At 66.8% G+C, this 16,623-nt stretch carries 11 protein-coding genes and 1 tRNA gene; 5 read left to right on the top strand and 7 right to left on the bottom strand.

Features of this window, described 5'->3' with window-relative positions; genetic code table 11:
• Nucleotides 1-5 precede the first annotated feature (5 nt).
• Nucleotides 6-2,114, top strand: coding sequence for a prolyl oligopeptidase family protein (locus JMF86_RS10650; protein ID WP_054927968.1), 2,109 nt, complete (start codon nt 6-8; stop codon nt 2,112-2,114).
• Nucleotides 2,115-2,139: 25 nt separating this feature from the next.
• Here the strand turns inward: JMF86_RS10650 and xth are convergent, their stop codons facing one another.
• A complete protein-coding gene (gene xth / locus JMF86_RS10645; protein ID WP_006478369.1) occupies nt 2,140-2,916 on the bottom strand; it encodes an exodeoxyribonuclease III in 777 nt (258 codons plus the stop codon).
• A gap of 171 nt (nt 2,917-3,087) precedes the next feature.
• On the opposite strand from xth, the gene JMF86_RS10640 reads away from it, so the two are divergent.
• Nucleotides 3,088-3,164 (top strand) — tRNA-Met (locus tag JMF86_RS10640).
• A gap of 97 nt (nt 3,165-3,261) precedes the next feature.
• Here the strand turns inward: JMF86_RS10640 and JMF86_RS10635 are convergent.
• On the bottom strand, nt 3,262-4,065 hold the full coding sequence (locus tag JMF86_RS10635) for a DUF3472 domain-containing protein (protein WP_034174512.1): 804 nt from the start codon (nt 4,063-4,065) through the stop codon (nt 3,262-3,264).
• A 296-nt stretch (nt 4,066-4,361) separates the two neighbouring features.
• Complete coding sequence (locus JMF86_RS10630) at nt 4,362-5,054, bottom strand: aspartate/glutamate racemase family protein (protein ID WP_054927966.1); 693 nt, start codon at nt 5,052-5,054, stop codon at nt 4,362-4,364.
• A 175-nt stretch (nt 5,055-5,229) separates the two neighbouring features.
• Between JMF86_RS10630 and dinB the strand changes: the two genes are divergently transcribed.
• Nucleotides 5,230-6,405 (top strand): DNA polymerase IV, encoded by a 1,176-nt coding sequence (gene dinB, locus JMF86_RS10625; RefSeq protein WP_054927965.1) that lies wholly within the window; start codon nt 5,230-5,232, stop codon nt 6,403-6,405.
• A 76-nt stretch (nt 6,406-6,481) separates the two neighbouring features.
• On the opposite strand, the gene JMF86_RS10620 is transcribed toward dinB, so the two are convergent.
• The 4 genes from JMF86_RS10620 to fixL all read right to left on the bottom strand — a co-directional run bounded on the left by JMF86_RS10620 (nt 6,482) and on the right by fixL (nt 13,129).
• Nucleotides 6,482-8,569, bottom strand: coding sequence for a M3 family metallopeptidase (locus tag JMF86_RS10620; RefSeq protein ID WP_012328829.1), 2,088 nt, complete (start codon nt 8,567-8,569; stop codon nt 6,482-6,484).
• A gap of 323 nt (nt 8,570-8,892) precedes the next feature.
• Nucleotides 8,893-9,750 carry a bifunctional methylenetetrahydrofolate dehydrogenase/methenyltetrahydrofolate cyclohydrolase FolD gene (folD, locus tag JMF86_RS10615; protein WP_011694326.1) on the bottom strand — a complete coding sequence of 286 codons (858 nt, stop codon included), beginning with the start codon at nt 9,748-9,750 and terminating at the stop codon, nt 8,893-8,895.
• Nucleotides 9,751-9,977: 227 nt separating this feature from the next.
• The gene (gene fixJ, locus JMF86_RS10610; RefSeq protein ID WP_006493245.1) at nt 9,978-10,616 is read right to left on the bottom strand and encodes an oxygen response regulator transcription factor FixJ; all 639 of its coding nucleotides are present in this window, start codon (nt 10,614-10,616) and stop codon (nt 9,978-9,980) included.
• Nucleotides 10,613-13,129, bottom strand: coding sequence for an oxygen sensor histidine kinase FixL (gene fixL, locus JMF86_RS10605; RefSeq protein ID WP_006478377.1), 2,517 nt, complete (start codon nt 13,127-13,129; stop codon nt 10,613-10,615). Before fixL ends, fixJ begins: the two co-directional genes overlap by 4 nt.
• A 273-nt stretch (nt 13,130-13,402) precedes the next feature.
• Between fixL and aceE the strand changes: the two genes are divergently transcribed.
• Both aceE and JMF86_RS10595 read left to right on the top strand, forming a co-directional pair.
• The gene (aceE, locus tag JMF86_RS10600; protein ID WP_012328827.1) at nt 13,403-16,099 is read left to right on the top strand and encodes a pyruvate dehydrogenase (acetyl-transferring), homodimeric type; all 2,697 of its coding nucleotides are present in this window, start codon (nt 13,403-13,405) and stop codon (nt 16,097-16,099) included.
• A gap of 68 nt (nt 16,100-16,167) precedes the next feature.
• A partial coding sequence (locus JMF86_RS10595) for a biotin/lipoyl-containing protein (protein WP_305790729.1) occupies nt 16,168-16,623 on the top strand: 456 nt, incomplete at its 3' end.

Below are 16,623 nucleotides of genomic sequence, written 5' to 3'. Positions count from 1 at the left end.
CCTCAATGTCCGAATCCTTCCGCTGGCCCGCCGGGGCCGACCCGTTCCGTTTCCTCGAAGCACTCGACAGCAAGCGCGCCCGCACGTGGGTCGACGAGCAGAATGCGCGCACCCGCGCCGCGTTGCGCGACGACGATGCCTATCGCGCGCTGACCGCGCGTCTCGCGAAAGCGTATCTGCCGCGCGAACGCCCGGTGATTCCGACCCGCTGGCGCGACTGGGCGTACGACCTGTGGCAGGACGATCTCCATCCGAAGGGGCTGTGGCGCCGCACGCGCTGGGCCGACTGGCGGGCCGGCCAGCCGGCCTGGGAAACGCTGCTCGACATCGACGCGCTTGGCGCCGAAGAGGGCGAGTCGTGGGTGTTCGAGCAGGAGGCGATCCTGTATCCGGACGGCGATCGCGTGCTGCTGTCGCTATCGCCGGGCGGCGCCGACGCGGTCGTCGTGCGCGAATTCGACCTCGTCGAGCGCCGTTTCGTCGACGGCGGTTTCACGATCGACGCGCCGGGCCATCACACGGTCGGCTGGATCGACCGCGATACCGTGTACGTGAGCTGGGATCGCGGCGAAGCGCATGCGACCGCCGCCGGTTATCCGTATGAAGCGCGGCGCTGGGTGCGCGGCACGGCGCTTGCCGACGCGCCCGTCGTGTTCAGCGGCGAACCCGACGACATCAGCGCAGGCGCGTGGTACGACCCGATCGACCGCCGCCACGTCGCGTGGCGCAGCGTCGATTTCTTCGACGCACACGCGTACTGGTTGAACGACGCGGGCGAATGGGCGCGCTACGACGTGCCGACGCATGTCGAGGTCGGGTTCTGGGAGGGTTGGCTCGTGCTGGAGCCGCGCCTCGACTGGGATTGCGACGGCGTGCGCCACGCGGGCGGCTCGCTGCTCGCGATTCGCGAAGAGGCGTTCCTCGCCGGCGCGCGCGAATTCACGACGCTGTTCGCGCCGCGGCCGACGACGTCCGCCTGTACGTGGACGCATACGCGCACGACGCTGATCGCCAGCTGGCTCGACGACGTGCACAACCGCACGATGCTGTGGCAGCCGCGGCAGGCCGACGACGGGGCGTGGACGTGGGACGCGCGGCCGTTCGACTGGCCCGGCGACGCGCAGATCGACGTCGAGCCCGTCGAATCGACGCTGAACGACGAAGTGTACGTCGACGTCGACACCTATCTCGATCCGCCCGAATGCTGGCTGGCCGATCTGGCCGACCGCGCGGACGATGCACCGTCGCGCCGCGTGCTGCTCGACCGGCCGCCGGTGCAGTTCGACGCCGCCGGGCTGGTCGTACGGCGCGCGAGCGCGCGTTCGCACGACGGCACGGTGGTGCCGTACACGCTGATCGGGCCGCGCGATGCGCTCGACGCACCTGAAGGTGTGGCGCGCGTCGCGCGGCCGTGCCTGCTGTCGGGCTATGGCGGCTTTGCGATCCCGAACCTGCCGGGCTACAGCGATGCGTTCGGCATCGGCTGGCTCGAACGCGGCGGCGTGATGGCGTTCGCGCACATCCGCGGCGGCGGCGAGTTCGGGCCGCGCTGGCATACCGACGCGCAGCGCGAACATCGCCAGCGTTCGTTCGACGATTTCATCGCAGTGGCCGAGGATCTGGTTGCGACCGGCGTGACGAGCGCCGCGCAGTTGGGGATCGAGGGCGGCAGCAACGGCGGGCTGCTGGTCGCCGCGTGCATGATGCAGCGGCCGGAGTTGTTCGGCGCGGTGCTGTGCCGCGTGCCACTGCTCGACATGCAGCGCTATCCGAAGCTGCACGCGGGCGCCGCATGGCTCGACGAATACGGCGATCCGGACGATCCGAGCGAAGGCGCGGCGCTGGCAGCGTATTCGCCCTATCACCGCGTGCGCGAAGGTGTCGTGTATCCGCCGTTGCTGCTGACGACGTCGACCCGCGACGACCGCGTGCATCCCGCGCATGCACGCAAGCTGGCCGCGCGCATGCAGGCGCTCGGTCACGAACGGGTGTGGTACTGGGAGAACACCGACGGCGGCCACGGCAGCGCCGACGATCTCGAACGCGCGGAAGCCGATGCGGCCGAATTCGGCTTCCTGTGGGCCCATCTCGGGCCGGCGCCCGCGCGGCGCTGATCGCGCGTGAACAGGCCCTGGGCGATCAGCCGACGATCGCGACGACGGGCGTGTGGTCGGACGGCTGTTCCCACGTGCGCGGCGTGCGATCGACCTCGCACGACGCGCAGGTTGCCGCGAGCGCCGGCGACAGCAGGATGTGGTCGATGCGCAGCCCCGCGTTGCGGCGGAACGCCATCATCCGGTAGTCCCACCACGTGAAGGTTTTCTCGGGCTGCTCGAAGCGGCGGAACGCATCGACGAAGCCGAGTTCGATCAGCTGCGCGAAGTGCGCGCGCTCCTGCGGCGACACGAGGTTCTGGCCTTCCCATTTCGCGGGATCGTGCACGTCGCGGTCTTCCGGCGCGATGTTGTAGTCGCCGAGCAGCGCGAGCTTCGGGTAGCGCTGCAGCTCGGTGCGCAGCCATGCCTGCAGCGCGTCGAGCCACTGCATCTTGTAGACGAACTTGTCGGAGTCGAGCGCCTGGCCGTTCGGGAAGTAGGCGGACACGATGCGCACGCCGTCGACCGTCGCGGCGATCACGCGCTGCTGCGGGTCGTCGAAGCCGGGGATGTTGCGCACGACGTCCGATTCGTCGACGGCGAGCGTGTCGCGCACGAGGATCGCGACGCCGTTGTAGGTCTTCTGGCCCGTGAACCAGCTGCGGTAGCCGACCGCCTCGAGATCGGCGCGCGGGAATTTCTCGTCCGGCAGCTTCAGTTCCTGCAGGCACAGGACGTCGGTGCCGCTTTGCGCGAGCCAGTCGAGCACGTGCTGTTTGCGGACGTTGAGCGAGTTGACGTTCCAGGTGGCTATTTTCATGAACGGGAGGGGCGTGCGGCGTGAATTCGGAGGCCGTCATCTTACCGCGAGCATGGGGTGCGAACGCGGATGTCGTGCAGGGTCACGCATCGTCGCGCGAGGAAGGGAAGCAGAAATTGTGACAAAAGTATTGACGTGAGTACTTCCTCACCCTATAATTTATTTCTCTGACGCGGGGTGGAGCAGTCTGGCAGCTCGTCGGGCTCATAACCCGAAGGTCACAGGTTCAAATCCTGTCCCCGCAACCAAGCACACCAGACGATGTGCCGCGCAATTGACCGATGCGCACCTCGTCCACGAAAAACCCGGCTCCATGCCGGGTTTTTTGTTTTCCGCGTCCGCTTGTTATTTCGGCGCGCCCGGGCTCCCGGGCAGGAAGCCGTTCTCGAGCAGATAGGTCGTCGTGTTGACCAGCGTGGTCCGTGCGTTCGGCGTGCCCGAGAGCACCGCGCACTTGTCCTTGCCCGTATTCAGCCGGATCGACCGCTCGGTCGCCGGGTAGTCCACATCCTTCAGGTAGAAATGCGGCAGCGACGTCATGTAGCGCGCATACGGCACGCACGGCCGCTGCATCGGGTCCTTCGACGCGGCGTTGAACGGGAAGTACTCGTCGAACAGGTAAGCCGAGCTCGACAGGCCGCCCCAGTCCGCCGGCACCGCGATACTGCCGGTCGGCGTCGTGGCGCCGGTGGCGACGTCCGTGATGAAGCCGTCGACGGTCGAGCGCCCGTCGCTGCGATTGGCCTGCGTCACGGTGACCTGCAGCCGATAGGCGTGGCCGGTTTTCCACGGGTAGGCGATCGAGCACGACGTGCCGGAGCCGCCGTCGGCGCCGCCGCGGCAATTCGCCGACAGCGGCGCCGTGCCGGTGCCGAACGCGCTGAAGATCACCACGTTGGTGCTGCGGGTGCGCGGCTGGATGCCGGTGTAGATCGCGTGTCCGCCGTGTTGCGACGACAACTGGTTGGCCCAGTAGTAACTGGCGTTGACCTGGGTCGGCACGACTTCGGGCGTGATCTCCCACGTCATGCGATCGAAGCCGTCCCTGGGCGTCGTGGCGGCCGATGCGGTGATGCTGGGGTCCGCGTGCGCGTTGAGCGTGGCCGACACGGCGAGCAGCGCGCCGAGCACGGTGCTGAGTCTTTTCATGTTCCTGTTTCCGGTTGGTGGAAAAAGAGACCGCGACGAGCAGCGTCGAGTGCGGTGCCGCTGCTCGCGTACCAATTTGCGGTCACTTTATTACCAATGGATAACCCCTTGTGTCGGCGTGCCCGCGGGAACGGAGTCGCATGATTCGCGGGCCGTTCGTGCCGGCCCGTGTGGTGGGCGAGAGCAGGGCGTCGGCCGAGCGGCGACGCGCGCGCCGGGAGAGTGAATCCCGGCGCGCGAAACAATGCGGCGATGCCGTTCGGCGACGCTTGTCGATACGCGATGGCGCGTGTCGTTCAGCGCGCCGCCCACTCGACGGCTGCTTTCGCATGTAGCGCGGTCGTATCGAATACCGGCAGCGGCGAGTCGTCCGCACCGATCAGCAGCGTGATTTCCGTGCAGCCCAGGATCACCGCCTGTGCGCCGCGCTGGGCCAGTCCATCGATGATCGACACATACGTGGCGCGCGATTCCTCCGAGATGACGCCGTGGCACAGCTCGTCGTAGATGATCCGGTGCACGTCGTCGCGCCCGCGTTCGTCCGGCACCAGCACGTCGAGCCCGAATTTCTCGCGCAGCCGCGCCGCATAGAACGGCAGCTCCATCGTGTAGCGCGTACCGAGCAGGGCGACGCGCTCGACACCCGCGGCGCGCAGCGCGCTGCCGGTCGGATCGGCGATGTGCAGGAACGGCAGCGTCACCGCGGCCTCGATCGCGTCGTGCACGCGATGCATCGTATTGGTCGTCAGGACGACGAGATCGGCGCCGGCCGCTTCGAGTTGTCGCGCGGCGTCGGCCATCCGTTCGCCGAGCGCGGCCCAGTCGTGCGTGCGCTGTAGCGCTTCGATTTCGGCGAAGTCGACCGTGACCAGCACGCTCTTCGCGTTGTGATGGCCGCCGTGCAATGCCTTCGAGTGCCGGTTGATCATCCGGTAGTACTCGGCCGACGATTCCCAGCTCATGCCGCCGATCAGTCCGATCGTCTTCATCCGTCACCTTTGCGTTTCGTGTGTCGTGGCAGACGAGTATAGGGGCCGCTGCCCGTGCCCGGCCGGTACGATCCGCACAAAGCGGGCCAGTACGGCGCGGCCGGCGGCAGATGGCCGGCGCCGGGTGGCCGGCTGCGACCGCCCTCGGGCGTACGCGGCAGTTGAAACCGGCACTGTGTTTTTGTACAGTATCGGCACCGTGAGCCCGACCACCATCCCGCCTGCCGATCTACCCACGCCGCTGCCCGGCGACGCGCCGCCGCGCATGCGCAAGATCATTCATTGCGACTGCGACTGCTTCTACGCGTCGGTCGAGATGCGCGACGACCCGTCGCTGCGCAACCGGCCGCTCGCGGTCGGCGGCCGCCCCGACCAGCGCGGCGTGATCGCGACCTGCAACTACGAGGCGCGGCGCTACGGCGTGCATTCGGCGATGTCGTCGGCGCTGGCGATGCGCAAGTGTCCGGACCTGCTGATCTTGCCGTCCGCGATGGACAAGTATCGTGCGGCGTCGCGGCAGATCATGGCGATCTATCGCGACTACACGCCGGACGTCGAGCCGCTGTCGCTCGACGAGGCGTACCTCGACGTCAGCGGGTCGGAGCGTTGCCAGGGCAGTGCGACGCTGATTGCGCGCGAGATCCGCGAGCGCGTGCGCGATACGGTCGGCGTGACCGTGTCGGCGGGCGTCGCGCCGAACAAGTTCATCGCGAAGATCGCGTCCGACTGGAACAAGCCCGACGGGCTGTTCGTCGTGCGGCCGCATGAGATCGACACATTCGTCGCGGCGCTGCCAGTGCGCAAGCTGCACGGCGTCGGCAAGGTGACGGCCACGCGGCTCGACCGGCTCGGCATCCAGACCTGCGCGCAATTGCGCGACTGGCCGCTGATCGACCTGCACCGCGAGTTCGGCGCGTTCGGGCGGCGGCTGTACGAACTGTCGCGCGGGATCGACGAGCGGCCCGTGCAGGCCGACCAGGAGCGCAAGTCGGTCAGCGTCGAGACGACCTACGTGACCGACCTGACGACACTCGAGCAATGCGCGGACGAAATCCGTCGCCTCGTCGTGCAACTCGACGCGCGGATCGATCGCGCGGGCGCCGCGCGGTCGATCCGCAAGCTGTACGTGAAGATCCGCTTCGCCGATTTCCAGCGCACGACGGTCGAGTGCGTGGCCGACGCGACGAATGCCGAGACGGCCGTCACGCTGCTCGCGAAGGGGTTGTTGCGGCGCGCGCAGCCGGTACGGCTGCTCGGTGTCGGCGTGCGCATCGACGAGGATACGGCCGAACGCCACGGGCAATTCCTGCTGTTCGACGACGAAGTGGGCGACGACACGTCCGCGCCATGAAAAAAGGCACCGCCGAAGCGGTGCCTGTCGATGCAGCCTGAGCAGCCTGAACAACTGGAAGGGCCGGGCAGCGCGCTCAGTGCGCGGACGCGGCCATCCCGTTGTGGCGCAGCAGTGCGTCGATCTGCGGCTCGCGGCCGCGGAATGCCTTGAACGACTCCATCGCCGGGCGGCTGCCGCCGACCTCGAGGATTTCGCGGCGATAGCGCGTGCCGGTTGCCGCGTCGAGCACGCTGCCGCTGGCGGCCGCCGCTTCCTCGAACGCCGCGTACGCATCGGCCGACAGCACTTCGGCCCACTTGTAGCTGTAGTAGCCGGCCGCATAGCCGCCCGCGAAGATGTGGCTGAACGTGTTCGGCCAGCGCGAGAACGCCGCCTGCGGGATCACGTGATAGCGCTCGTTGATCTCGCGCGCGAACGCGGTCACGCCGGTGGCGCCGGCCGGGTCGAAGTCGACGTGCAGCAGCATGTCGAACATCGAGAACACGATCTGGCGCAGCGTGCCGAGCCCGCTCTGGAAGTTCTTCGCGGCGATCATCTTGTCGAACAGCTCGCGCGGCAGCGACGCGCCCGTATCGACGTGCGACGACATCGACGACAGCACGTCCCATTCCCAGCAGAAATTCTCCATGAACTGCGACGGCAGTTCGACCGCATCCCATTCGACGCCGTTGATGCCCGACACGCCGAGCTCGTCGACGCGCGTGAGCATGTGATGCAGCCCGTGGCCGAATTCATGGAACAGCGTGATCACTTCGTCGTGCGTGAAGCACGCGGGCTTGCCGCCGACCGGCGCGGAGAAGTTGCAGGTCAGGTACGCGACGGGCGTCTGCACGTCGCTGCCGCGCTTCGCGCGCGAACGCGCGTCGTCCATCCAGGCGCCGCCGCGCTTGCCTTCGCGTGCGTACAGGTCGAGATAGAACTGCGCGACGAGCGAGCCGTCGCGGTTCTCGACGCGGAAGAAGCGCACGTCCTTGTGCCATACCGGCGCGTCGTCCGGCTTGATCTTCACGCCGAACAGCGTTTCGGTGACGGTGAACAGGCCCTTCAGCGCGGCCGGTTCCGGGAAGTACTGCTTGACCTCGTTTTCCGAGAACGCATAGCGCTGCTGGCGCAGCTTCTCGGCCGCGTATGCGACGTCCCACGGCGCGAGTTCGGCGAGGCCGAGCTCCTTCGCGGCGAACGTGCGCAGCTCGTCCCAGTCCTTGTCCGCGTGCGGGCGGGCGCGCGTCGCGAGATCCTCGAGGAATGCGATCACCTGCTGCGGCGATTCGGCCATCTTCGGCGCGAGCGACACTTCGGCGAAGTTGCGGTAGCCGAGCATCTGCGCCTCTTCGCGGCGCAGCTTCAGCGCGTCGACGACGATCGCCGTGTTGTCCCATTCGGCCTTGCCGTCGCCGTACTGCGGCCCGAGCTCCGACGCGCGCGTCGCATAGGCGCGGTAGAGCGTCTCGCGCAGCGCGCGGTTGTCCGCGTACTGCAGCACCGGGAAGTACGACGGGAAATGCAGCGTGAATTTCCAGCCTTCCTTGCCGTCCTTCTGCGCGGCTTCGCGAGCAGCCTCGATTGCGTCGCCGGGCAGGCCGGCCAGCTCGGCTTCGTCGGTGACGAAGTACGCGTACGCGTTGGTTGCATCGAGCACGTGATCGGAAAACGCCTTCGACAGCGCGGCCTGCTGTTCCTGCAGTTCCGCGAAGCGCGGCTTCTGGTCTTCGGGCAGCTCGGCGCCCGACAGGCGGAAGTCGCGCAGCGCATTGTCGAGGATCTTCTTGCGCTCGGCGGACAACGTCGCGTATTCGGCGCTCGCGGCGATCGCCTTGTACTTTTCGTACAGCGCGAGATTCTGGCCGACGCTCGACCAGAACTCGGTCACGCGCGGCAGGTTTTCACCGTAGGCGGCGCGCAGTTCGGGCGTGTCGGCGACCGCATTCAGATGGCCGACGATGCCCCATGCGCGGCCGAGCGGCTCCGTGGCCTGCTCGACCGTCTCGACGACGGCGGCCCAGGTCGACGGCGTGTCGCTCGCGCTCGCCGCTTCGACCGCGCGGCTGGCGGCGTCGAGCAGCGTATCGAGCGCGGGCGTCACGTGTTCCGGGCGGATCTCGCCGAAACGGGGCAGGCCGGAGAAGTCGAGGAGCGGATTGGTGTTGGCGCTGGCGGACATAAGACTCCCTGTCTGTTGCCGGATGAACCGGGATGAAAAGGGTGAGGCGCGATGAAGCGGCGCCCGATACCGACATTATTGGGGCGCATCGTGCGCTTTCCAATCGTTAGTTTCTAATGACGCGATTGACGCAGGGTCGGATGTGGGCGCCCGGCCAGGGGCGCCCGGCCAGGGGCGGCCGGCCAGGGGCGGCCGGCCAAGGGTGACCGGCGGCGGGCGAGCAGCGAGGTGCATCGGCGCGCCGGCCGGCGCGATGCAGCCGCGCGATTGCGGCTGGCGAGGCGCCGGCGCGCGGACCGCGCACCGGCTCGGCAAAGGCAGCGTCAGGCCGCGGCGGCGGCGCGTTCGGCGGATTCGATCGTGTTGATCAGCAGCATCGTGATGGTCATCGGGCCGACGCCGCCCGGCACCGGCGTAATGTAGCCGGCGACTTCCTTCACGCCCGCGAAATCGACGTCGCCGCACAGCTTGCCCGCGTCGTCACGGTTCATGCCGACGTCGATCACCGTCGCGCCCGGCTTCACCATGTCGGCGGTCAGGATGTTGCGCTTGCCGACCGCGGCGACCACGATGTCGGCCTCGCGCGTATGCGCGGCGAGGTCGCGCGTCTTGCTGTGGCAAATCGTCACGGTCGCGCCGGCGTCGAGCAGCATCATCGCCATCGGCTTGCCGACGATGTTTGAGCGGCCGATCACGACCGCGTTCGCGCCTTGCAGCGCAATGCCGTGCGCTTCGAACATCTTCATCACGCCGTACGGTGTGCACGGGCGGAACAGCGGCTTGCCGGTCATCAGCGCGCCGGCGTTCGCGACGTGAAAGCCGTCGACGTCCTTTTCCGGCGCGATCGCCTCGATCACCTTGTGGCTGTCGATGTGCGCGGGCAGCGGCAGCTGGACGAGGATGCCGTGGATCTTCGGGTCGCGGTTCAGTTCGTCGATGCGCGCGAGCAGGTCGGCTTCCGACAGCGTGGCCGGGTACGCATCCTTCAGCGAGAAGAAGCCGTTGTCCTCGCACGCCTTGATCTTGTTGCGCACGTAGACTTCGCTCGCCGGGTTGGCGCCGACGAGGATCACCGCGAGACCGGGCTGGTGGCCGCGTGCGGTCAGCGCGGCGGCGCGTTCGGCGGCCTGGGCGCGCAAGGTCTTCGAAAGGGCGTTGCCGTCGATGAGGAGGGCTGTCATGGTGGTGGGTCCTGCCGGGAAGTTGGAATGCGGGCGTACGGCGCGCGAAGCGCCGTAGCAAAGCACGTAATTATACCGTTCGCCTGCTGCCGTCCGACAGCGAATCAACGGGAAGCGTCATGGCCGCGGCGCTCGCGTGCCGGGAGAAACGGCCGCCGCCGCGCGAGTGGGCCGCATCGCGCGGGGCGGCAAACACCGGTTGCGGGCCGGGCGGCCGGCGAACCCGCTCAGGCCTGCTTCTTCGACAGCGCGAGGCGCAGCAGGTCGGCCACCGTGTTGACGTTGAGCTTTTCCATGATGTTCGCGCGGTGCGCCTCGACCGTCTTGATGCTGATGCCGAGGTCGTCGGCGATCTGCTTGTTCAGGCGGCCGGCGATGATCCGCTCGAGCACCTGCTGCTCGCGCGCGGTCAGCTTCGACAGGCGTTCGCTCGCGGCACGCTGCTCCTGCACGCTCTTGCTTTCGCTTCGGGCCTTGTCGAGCATCCGCTCGACGAGCTTGCGCAGCTCGGCTTCGTCGAACGGTTTCTCGATAAAGTCCATCGCACCCTTTTTCATCGTCGACACGGCCATCGGCACGTCGCCGTGACCGGTGACGAAGATGATCGGCAGCGCGGCATTGTCGGCGATCAGGCGTTCCTGCAATTCGAGGCCGCTCATGCCCGACATCCGCACGTCGAGGATCAGGCAGGCGATCTGGCCGGCCTGCTGCGCCGGCTGATAGGCATCGAGGAACTGCTCGGCGCTCGAGAAGCATTGCACGCGATAGCCGTTCGCCTCCAGCAGCCAGCGCAGCGAGTCCCGTACGGCCTCGTCGTCGTCGACGACAAAGACGGTTTCCTGAGTGGTGGTGACAGGGCTATTCATAGTTCTCCCGTAACGGTATGTGATGCCGATGCCTCGCGCCCCCCTTGGCCGAGATCAGCGGGTTCCCCAATGGGCAGGCTGCAGTGGAACGTCGCGCCGGAAATGCGGCCATCCGGCTCGACGTTGTTGACCACCCACAGACGCCCCCGATGCGATTCGATGATCGAACGGCAGATGTTCAGCCCCATGCCCATGCCGTCGGACTTGGTGCTGTAAAACGGTTCGAACAGGCGCTCGGCGGTCGCTTCGTCGACGCCCGGGCCCTGGTCGATCACACGGATGTCGACGAAGCCCGCATCGATGTCGGCGACCACGCGGATCACGCCGTCCGCCGACGCCGGCTTCACGTCGGCCATCGCCTCGGCTGCGTTCTTCATCAGGTTCATCAGCACCTGTTCGATCAGCACGGGGTCGACATAAATAATAGGCATTCTTGCGAGGATTTCCGTGACGATCCGGATCCTGCGCTTTCTGGCCTCGATTTCGGCCAGCCCGACCGCATCGGCGACGATGTCCGCGACCCGCGCCGGCTGGCGCTTCGGCTCGCTGCGCTTCACGAATTCGCGAATCCGCTTCACGATCATCCCGGCCCGCAGCGCCTGCTGCGCGGTCTTTTCCAGCGCGGGCTGCAGCGTCTCGGGCGTGCCGCGGCCGCTCTTCACGAGCGCGAGCGTGCCCGAGCAGTAGTTGTTGATCGCGGCGAGCGGCTGATTCAATTCGTGAGCAATCGACGACGCCATTTCGCCCATCGTCATCAATCGGCTCGTGAACTGCAGTTTCTCTTCCTGCTGGTGCGCGAGCTCCTGCGCCTTCTTGCGGGTCGTGATGTCGGTCGCGATCTGCATCTGCGCGAGGTGGCCGTCCACCCACTGGATGTACTGGCGGCGCACCTCGAACCACTTCTGGATGCTCTCGACGTACACCTCCTGCGCATCGGCGGTGCTGCTCGTCAGCGCGGCGGCCGGCAGGCCCGCGAACGCGTCGACCATGTCGATCGAGTCGGACGATGCCTGCGCGCGATCGAAGCCACCGCCCGACAGCTCCAGATGGCCATCCGGGCGGATGCCGAACAGGTGGCGGTAGTAGCGGTTCGCGAACAGCAGCTCGGCTTCGTCGGCGGCCAGCACCGACACCGCGGCGTCGAGGCTTTCGAGCACCGTCGTGAAGCGTTCGTGCGCGGCCGCGAGCTCTTCGCGCGCGCGCTTCGGCTCGGTGATGTCGGTCATCGACGACATCCAGCCGGTCTGGCGGCCCGAACTGTCGATCAGCGGCGACACGTACAGGCGCGCGTGGAACAGCGTGCCGTTCTTGCGCCGCACGCGCAGCTCGAAGCCCGAGCTCGGCGCCTTGCCGCGCAGCGTCATGTCGAGCTGGCGCTGCATTTCCGGGTACGCGTCGCGCGGCCAGTACGGGAACGGCGCGACCTTGCCGACGAGATCGGTTTCGTCCCAGCCCGTCATCCGGCAGAACGCGGGGTTCACGTGCGTGATGCGGCCGTGCATGTCGAGCACGCGCATGCCGATCAGCACCGAGTTTTCCATCGCACGGCGGAAGAACGCTTCCGCGTACAGCGCCTGCTGCGCCTCGAAGCGCTGGCGCGTGTGCTTCCACAGGCTCCAGAGGCTCCACAGCACGAAGCACGACAGGCCGGCGACGAGCCACACGAGCGTGTTGTTGGTCAGGTTGGTGAGCTGCGGGAACGCGTACACGCGCACCGTCAGCCCCTGGCCGGGCGGGTCGAGCGGAAGATCGTAGTGCGAGTCGCGCGGCAGGCGCGGGCGTGTCGACGTGGACGACAGTTCGCGGTTGTTCGAATCGGTGATGGAGATCTTGTACTTCGACGACAGTTCCTGCGGGATGTCGTGCTTCAGGATGCCCTCGACCGAGAACACCGCGGCGATCGAGCCGAGGTATTCGCGGTCGCCGCGCATCACGGGCGTCTGCAACGTGATGAAGCCGTTGCCGAAGTCGTCGTAGATCAGCGGAGAATAGGCCTGGCGGCGCGTGCTGCGCGCCTCGTCGTACGCGCCGCGCACGGCGTCCTGCATCTGCGCGTCGCCGGGCTTCGCGAGGCGCTGGCCGAGCAGCGGCGGATGCACGGTCGGCCAGCGCTGCACGCCGGGCGCCGTGTACCAGTTCAGGTAGAGGATTTCCGGATGCGTCTGCATCACGTCCGCGACGGCCATCTGGAATGCGTTCTGGTCGAGGCGGCCGGACGCGAGGTCGCGCGACAGCGCCTGCAACTGTTCCTGCGCGCCCGTCATCGACAGGCGGATCTGCTGCTGGGCCCACGCGACGTTGCGGAACAGGGTGTCTTCCTGCTGCTGCTGTTCGCGCCGGTTGAGGCTCCACAGGATGAGGCTCATCACCACGAGGAACACCAGGATCGACAGCAGCGGCGTCAGCAAATAGGAGTTGGACCACCACGGTCCGTGGTGCCAACGGGACGGCTGCGACTCCGCCGGCGGGCCCGGCGGTCGCGCCGAGCGTGCGAAAAGCCGATCGGTCAACATGGCAGGATTGTAGCGCAGCGCAATACATGGAAAACCGATACCGGATATGTTGAACGGAAACGGTTTTGTTCGGACGAGACGGGCCGCGGAGCCCCGAAATATGGGTGCAGCGCAGCAATATTCCGCATTACGAGAAAAGATCTCACAATTCGAAAATTTTGTTGCGCAGGCCCGTCCACGCTCATTACAATCCGTCGGAGCTTGCCCGCAGCCGGCCGCGTCGCGTCGTCTGCACGAGAGCGATCCTCACATTCCAGGACCCAGGAGACGAGAATGTCCGCTGTACCGAACGAAGTGATGAAATATGTCGCCGCCGAACGTGACGACGACCCGCAAGAAACCGTCGAGTGGCTGGAGTCGCTCGATGGCGTGATCTCCTCCGTGGGCACCGGCCGTGCGCATTACCTGATCGAAAAGCAGATCGAATTCGCCCGCATGCACGGCGAACACCTGCCGTTCTCCGCCAATACCCCGTACATCAACACGATTCCGGTCGAAGCCCAGGCAAAGATTCCGGGCGACCAGGACATCGAGCACCGCATCCGTTCGTACACGCGCTGGAACGCGCTGGCGATGGTGCTGCGCGCAGGCAAGGACACGAACGTCGGCGGCCACATCGCGTCGTTCGCATCGGCCGCGACGCTCTACGACGTCGGCTACAACCACTTCTGGCACGCAGCGTCCGACCAGCACGGCGGCGATCTCGTGTTCGTGCAGGGCCACTCGTCGCCGGGCGTGTACTCGCGCGCGTTCCTGCTCGGCCGCCTGAAGGAAGAGCAGCTCGACAACTTCCGCCAGGAAGTCGACGGCAAGGGCATCTCGTCGTATCCGCACCCGTGGCTGATGCCGGACTTCTGGCAGTTCCCGACCGTGTCGATGGGCCTCGGCCCGATCATGGCGATCTACCAGGCCCGCTTCATGAAGTATCTGGAATCGCGCGGCATCGCGAAGACGGAAGGCCGCAAGGTGTGGGCGTTCCTCGGCGACGGCGAGACGGACGAGCCGGAATCGCTCGGCGCGATCGGCATGGCGAGCCGCGAGAAGCTCGACAACCTCGTGTTCGTGATCAACTGCAACCTGCAGCGTCTCGACGGTCCGGTGCGCGGCAACGGCAAGATCATCCAGGAACTCGAATCGGAATTCCGCGGCGCCGGCTGGAACGTGATCAAGGTCATCTGGGGCAGCCGCTGGGATGCGCTGTTCGCGCGCGACAAGTCGGGCGCGCTGATGCGCCGCATGATGGAGTGCGTCGACGGCGAATACCAGACGTACAAGTCGGAGTCGGGCGCGTACGTTCGCGAGCACTTCTTCAACACGCCTGAACTGAAGGCGCTCGTCGCCGACTGGTCGGACGACGACATCTGGGCGCTGAACCGCGGCGGTCACGATCCGCACAAGATCTACGCGGCGTTCCATGAAGCCACGAACACGAAGGGCGCGCCGACCGTCATCCTCGCGAAGACCATCAAGGGCTACGGGATGGGCGAGTCGGGCCAGGCGATGAACATCACGCACCAGCAGAAGAAGCTGCCGGTCGAGCAACTGAAGAAGTTCCGTGACCAGTTCCGCCTGCCGATCACCGACGAGCAGATCGCCGACGTGCCGTACCTGAAATTCGAGGAAGGCTCGAAGGAACTCGAATACATGCGCCAGAAGCGCATGGACCTCGGCGGCTACCTGCCGCACCGCCGCGAGAAGGCGACGTCGCTGCCGGTGCCGGCGCTCGACGCGTTCGAGCCGCTCCTGAAGGGCACGGGCGAAGGCCGCGAGATCTCGACGACGATGGCGTTCGTGCGGATCCTGAACATCCTGCTGAAGGACAAGGCGCTCGGCAAGCGCGTCGTGCCGATCGTCCCGGACGAATCGCGTACGTTCGGCATGGAAGGCCTGTTCCGCCAGATCGGTATCTGGAACCAGGAAGGCCAGAAGTACGTGCCGGAAGATTCCGACCAGCTGATGTTCTACAAGGAATCGCAGACCGGCCAGATCCTGCAGGAAGGCATCAACGAAGCGGGCGGCATGTGCGACTGGATCGCGGCGGCGACGTCGTATTCGACGCACGGCGAGATCATGGTGCCGTTCTACATCTTCTACTCGATGTTCGGCTTCCAGCGGATCGGCGACCTCGCCTGGGCCGCGGGCGACATGCGTTCGCGCGGCTTCCTGCTGGGCGGCACCGCGGGCCGTACGACGCTGAACGGCGAAGGCCTGCAGCACGAAGACGGTCACTCGCTGCTGTGGGCGGCATCGGTGCCGAACTGCGTGAGCTACGACCCGACGTTCGGCTACGAACTCGCGGTGATCATCCAGGACGGCCTGCGCCGCATGGTGCAGGACCAGGAAGACGTGTACTACTACATCACGGTGATGAACGAGAACTACGAGCACCCGGCGATTCCGCAGGGCGAGCACGTGGCGGCCGACATCATCAAGGGCATGTACGCGTTCAAGAAGGCCGACGCCGACAAGAAGGCGCCGCGCGTCCAGTTGCTCGGCGCGGGCACGATCTTCAACGAAGTGATCGCTGCCGCCGACCTGCTGAAGAACGACTGGGGCGTCGCCGCCGACCTGTGGAGCGTGCCGAGCTTCACCGAACTCGCGCGCGAAGGCCACGAAATCGAGCGCTGGAACCTGCTCCATCCGACGGAGGAGCGTCGCCTGTCGCACGTGCAGAAGTGCCTGAAGGACACGCAGGGCCCGGTCATCGCATCGACCGACTACGTCCGTGCGCTGGTAGACCAGATCCGTGGCCAGATCGATCGCCGCTTCGTCGTGCTGGGCACCGACGGCTTCGGTCGTTCGGACACCCGCGAGAAGCTGCGTCACTTCTTCGAGGTCGACCGTCACTGGGTCACCGTCGCCGCGCTCAACGCGCTGGCCGACGAAGGCACGATCGAGCGCAAGGTGGTCGCTGACGCGATCGCCAAGTACAACCTCGATCCGTCCAAGCCCAACCCGATGACCGTTTAACGCACACGCCGTGTGATGCCGCGCGCCGCTCCCGCGAGGAGCGCGCGCGGCCATGGAGACAGAAACAGATGAGTCAAGCGATCGAAGTGAAGGTGCCGGATATCGGCGATTACAAGGACGTGCCGGTCATCGAGATCGGCGTGAAGGTGGGCGATACGGTCGAGCCCGAGCAGTCGCTCGTCACGCTCGAGTCGGACAAGGCGACGATGGACGTGCCGAGCCCGGTCGGCGGCGTCGTGAAGGAAATCAAGGTCAAGGTTGGCGATTCCGTGTCGGAAGGCTCGCTGATCATCCTGCTCGAAGGCGGCGCTGGCGCGCAGGCGAACGGCGCGGCCGCGCCGGCCGCGGCTCCGGCTCCGGCAGCAGCACCGGCACCGGCTGCCGCAGCCCCCGCGGCCGCACCGGCAGCGTCCGGCGGCACCCTCGAAGTGAAAGTGCCCGACATCGGCGACTACAAGGACGTCCCGGTGATCGAGATCGGCGTGAAGGTCGGCGACACGGTCGAGAAGGAACAGTCGCTCGTC

Origin of the sequence: Burkholderia sp. E168m15 (assembly GCF_016586105.1) — a bacterium.
Taxonomy (GTDB): Bacteria; Pseudomonadota; Gammaproteobacteria; order Burkholderiales; family Burkholderiaceae; genus Burkholderia; species Burkholderia orbicola.
Note: the sequence above shows the minus strand (reverse complement) of the source record. Positions and strands in the feature narration are given on the sequence as shown.

What these genes read in the sequence shown, in the direction of transcription:
- xth (WP_006478369.1), bottom strand. Translation starts at nt 2,916, where the DNA reads ATGAAAATAGCCACCTGGAACGTCAACTCGCTCAACGTCCGCAAACAG.
- JMF86_RS10630 (WP_054927966.1), bottom strand. Translation starts at nt 5,054, where the DNA reads ATGAAGACGATCGGACTGATCGGCGGCATGAGCTGGGAATCGTCGGCC.
- JMF86_RS10650 (WP_054927968.1), top strand. Translation starts at nt 6, where the DNA reads ATGTCCGAATCCTTCCGCTGGCCCGCCGGGGCCGACCCGTTCCGTTTC.
- fixL (WP_006478377.1), bottom strand. Translation starts at nt 13,129, where the DNA reads ATGTTGACCGATCGGCTTTTCGCACGCTCGGCGCGACCGCCGGGCCCG.
- JMF86_RS10635 (WP_034174512.1), bottom strand. Translation starts at nt 4,065, where the DNA reads ATGAAAAGACTCAGCACCGTGCTCGGCGCGCTGCTCGCCGTGTCGGCC.
- fixJ (WP_006493245.1), bottom strand. Translation starts at nt 10,616, where the DNA reads ATGAATAGCCCTGTCACCACCACTCAGGAAACCGTCTTTGTCGTCGAC.
- aceE (WP_012328827.1), top strand. Translation starts at nt 13,403, where the DNA reads ATGTCCGCTGTACCGAACGAAGTGATGAAATATGTCGCCGCCGAACGT.
- folD (WP_011694326.1), bottom strand. Translation starts at nt 9,750, where the DNA reads ATGACAGCCCTCCTCATCGACGGCAACGCCCTTTCGAAGACCTTGCGC.
- JMF86_RS10620 (WP_012328829.1), bottom strand. Translation starts at nt 8,569, where the DNA reads ATGTCCGCCAGCGCCAACACCAATCCGCTCCTCGACTTCTCCGGCCTG.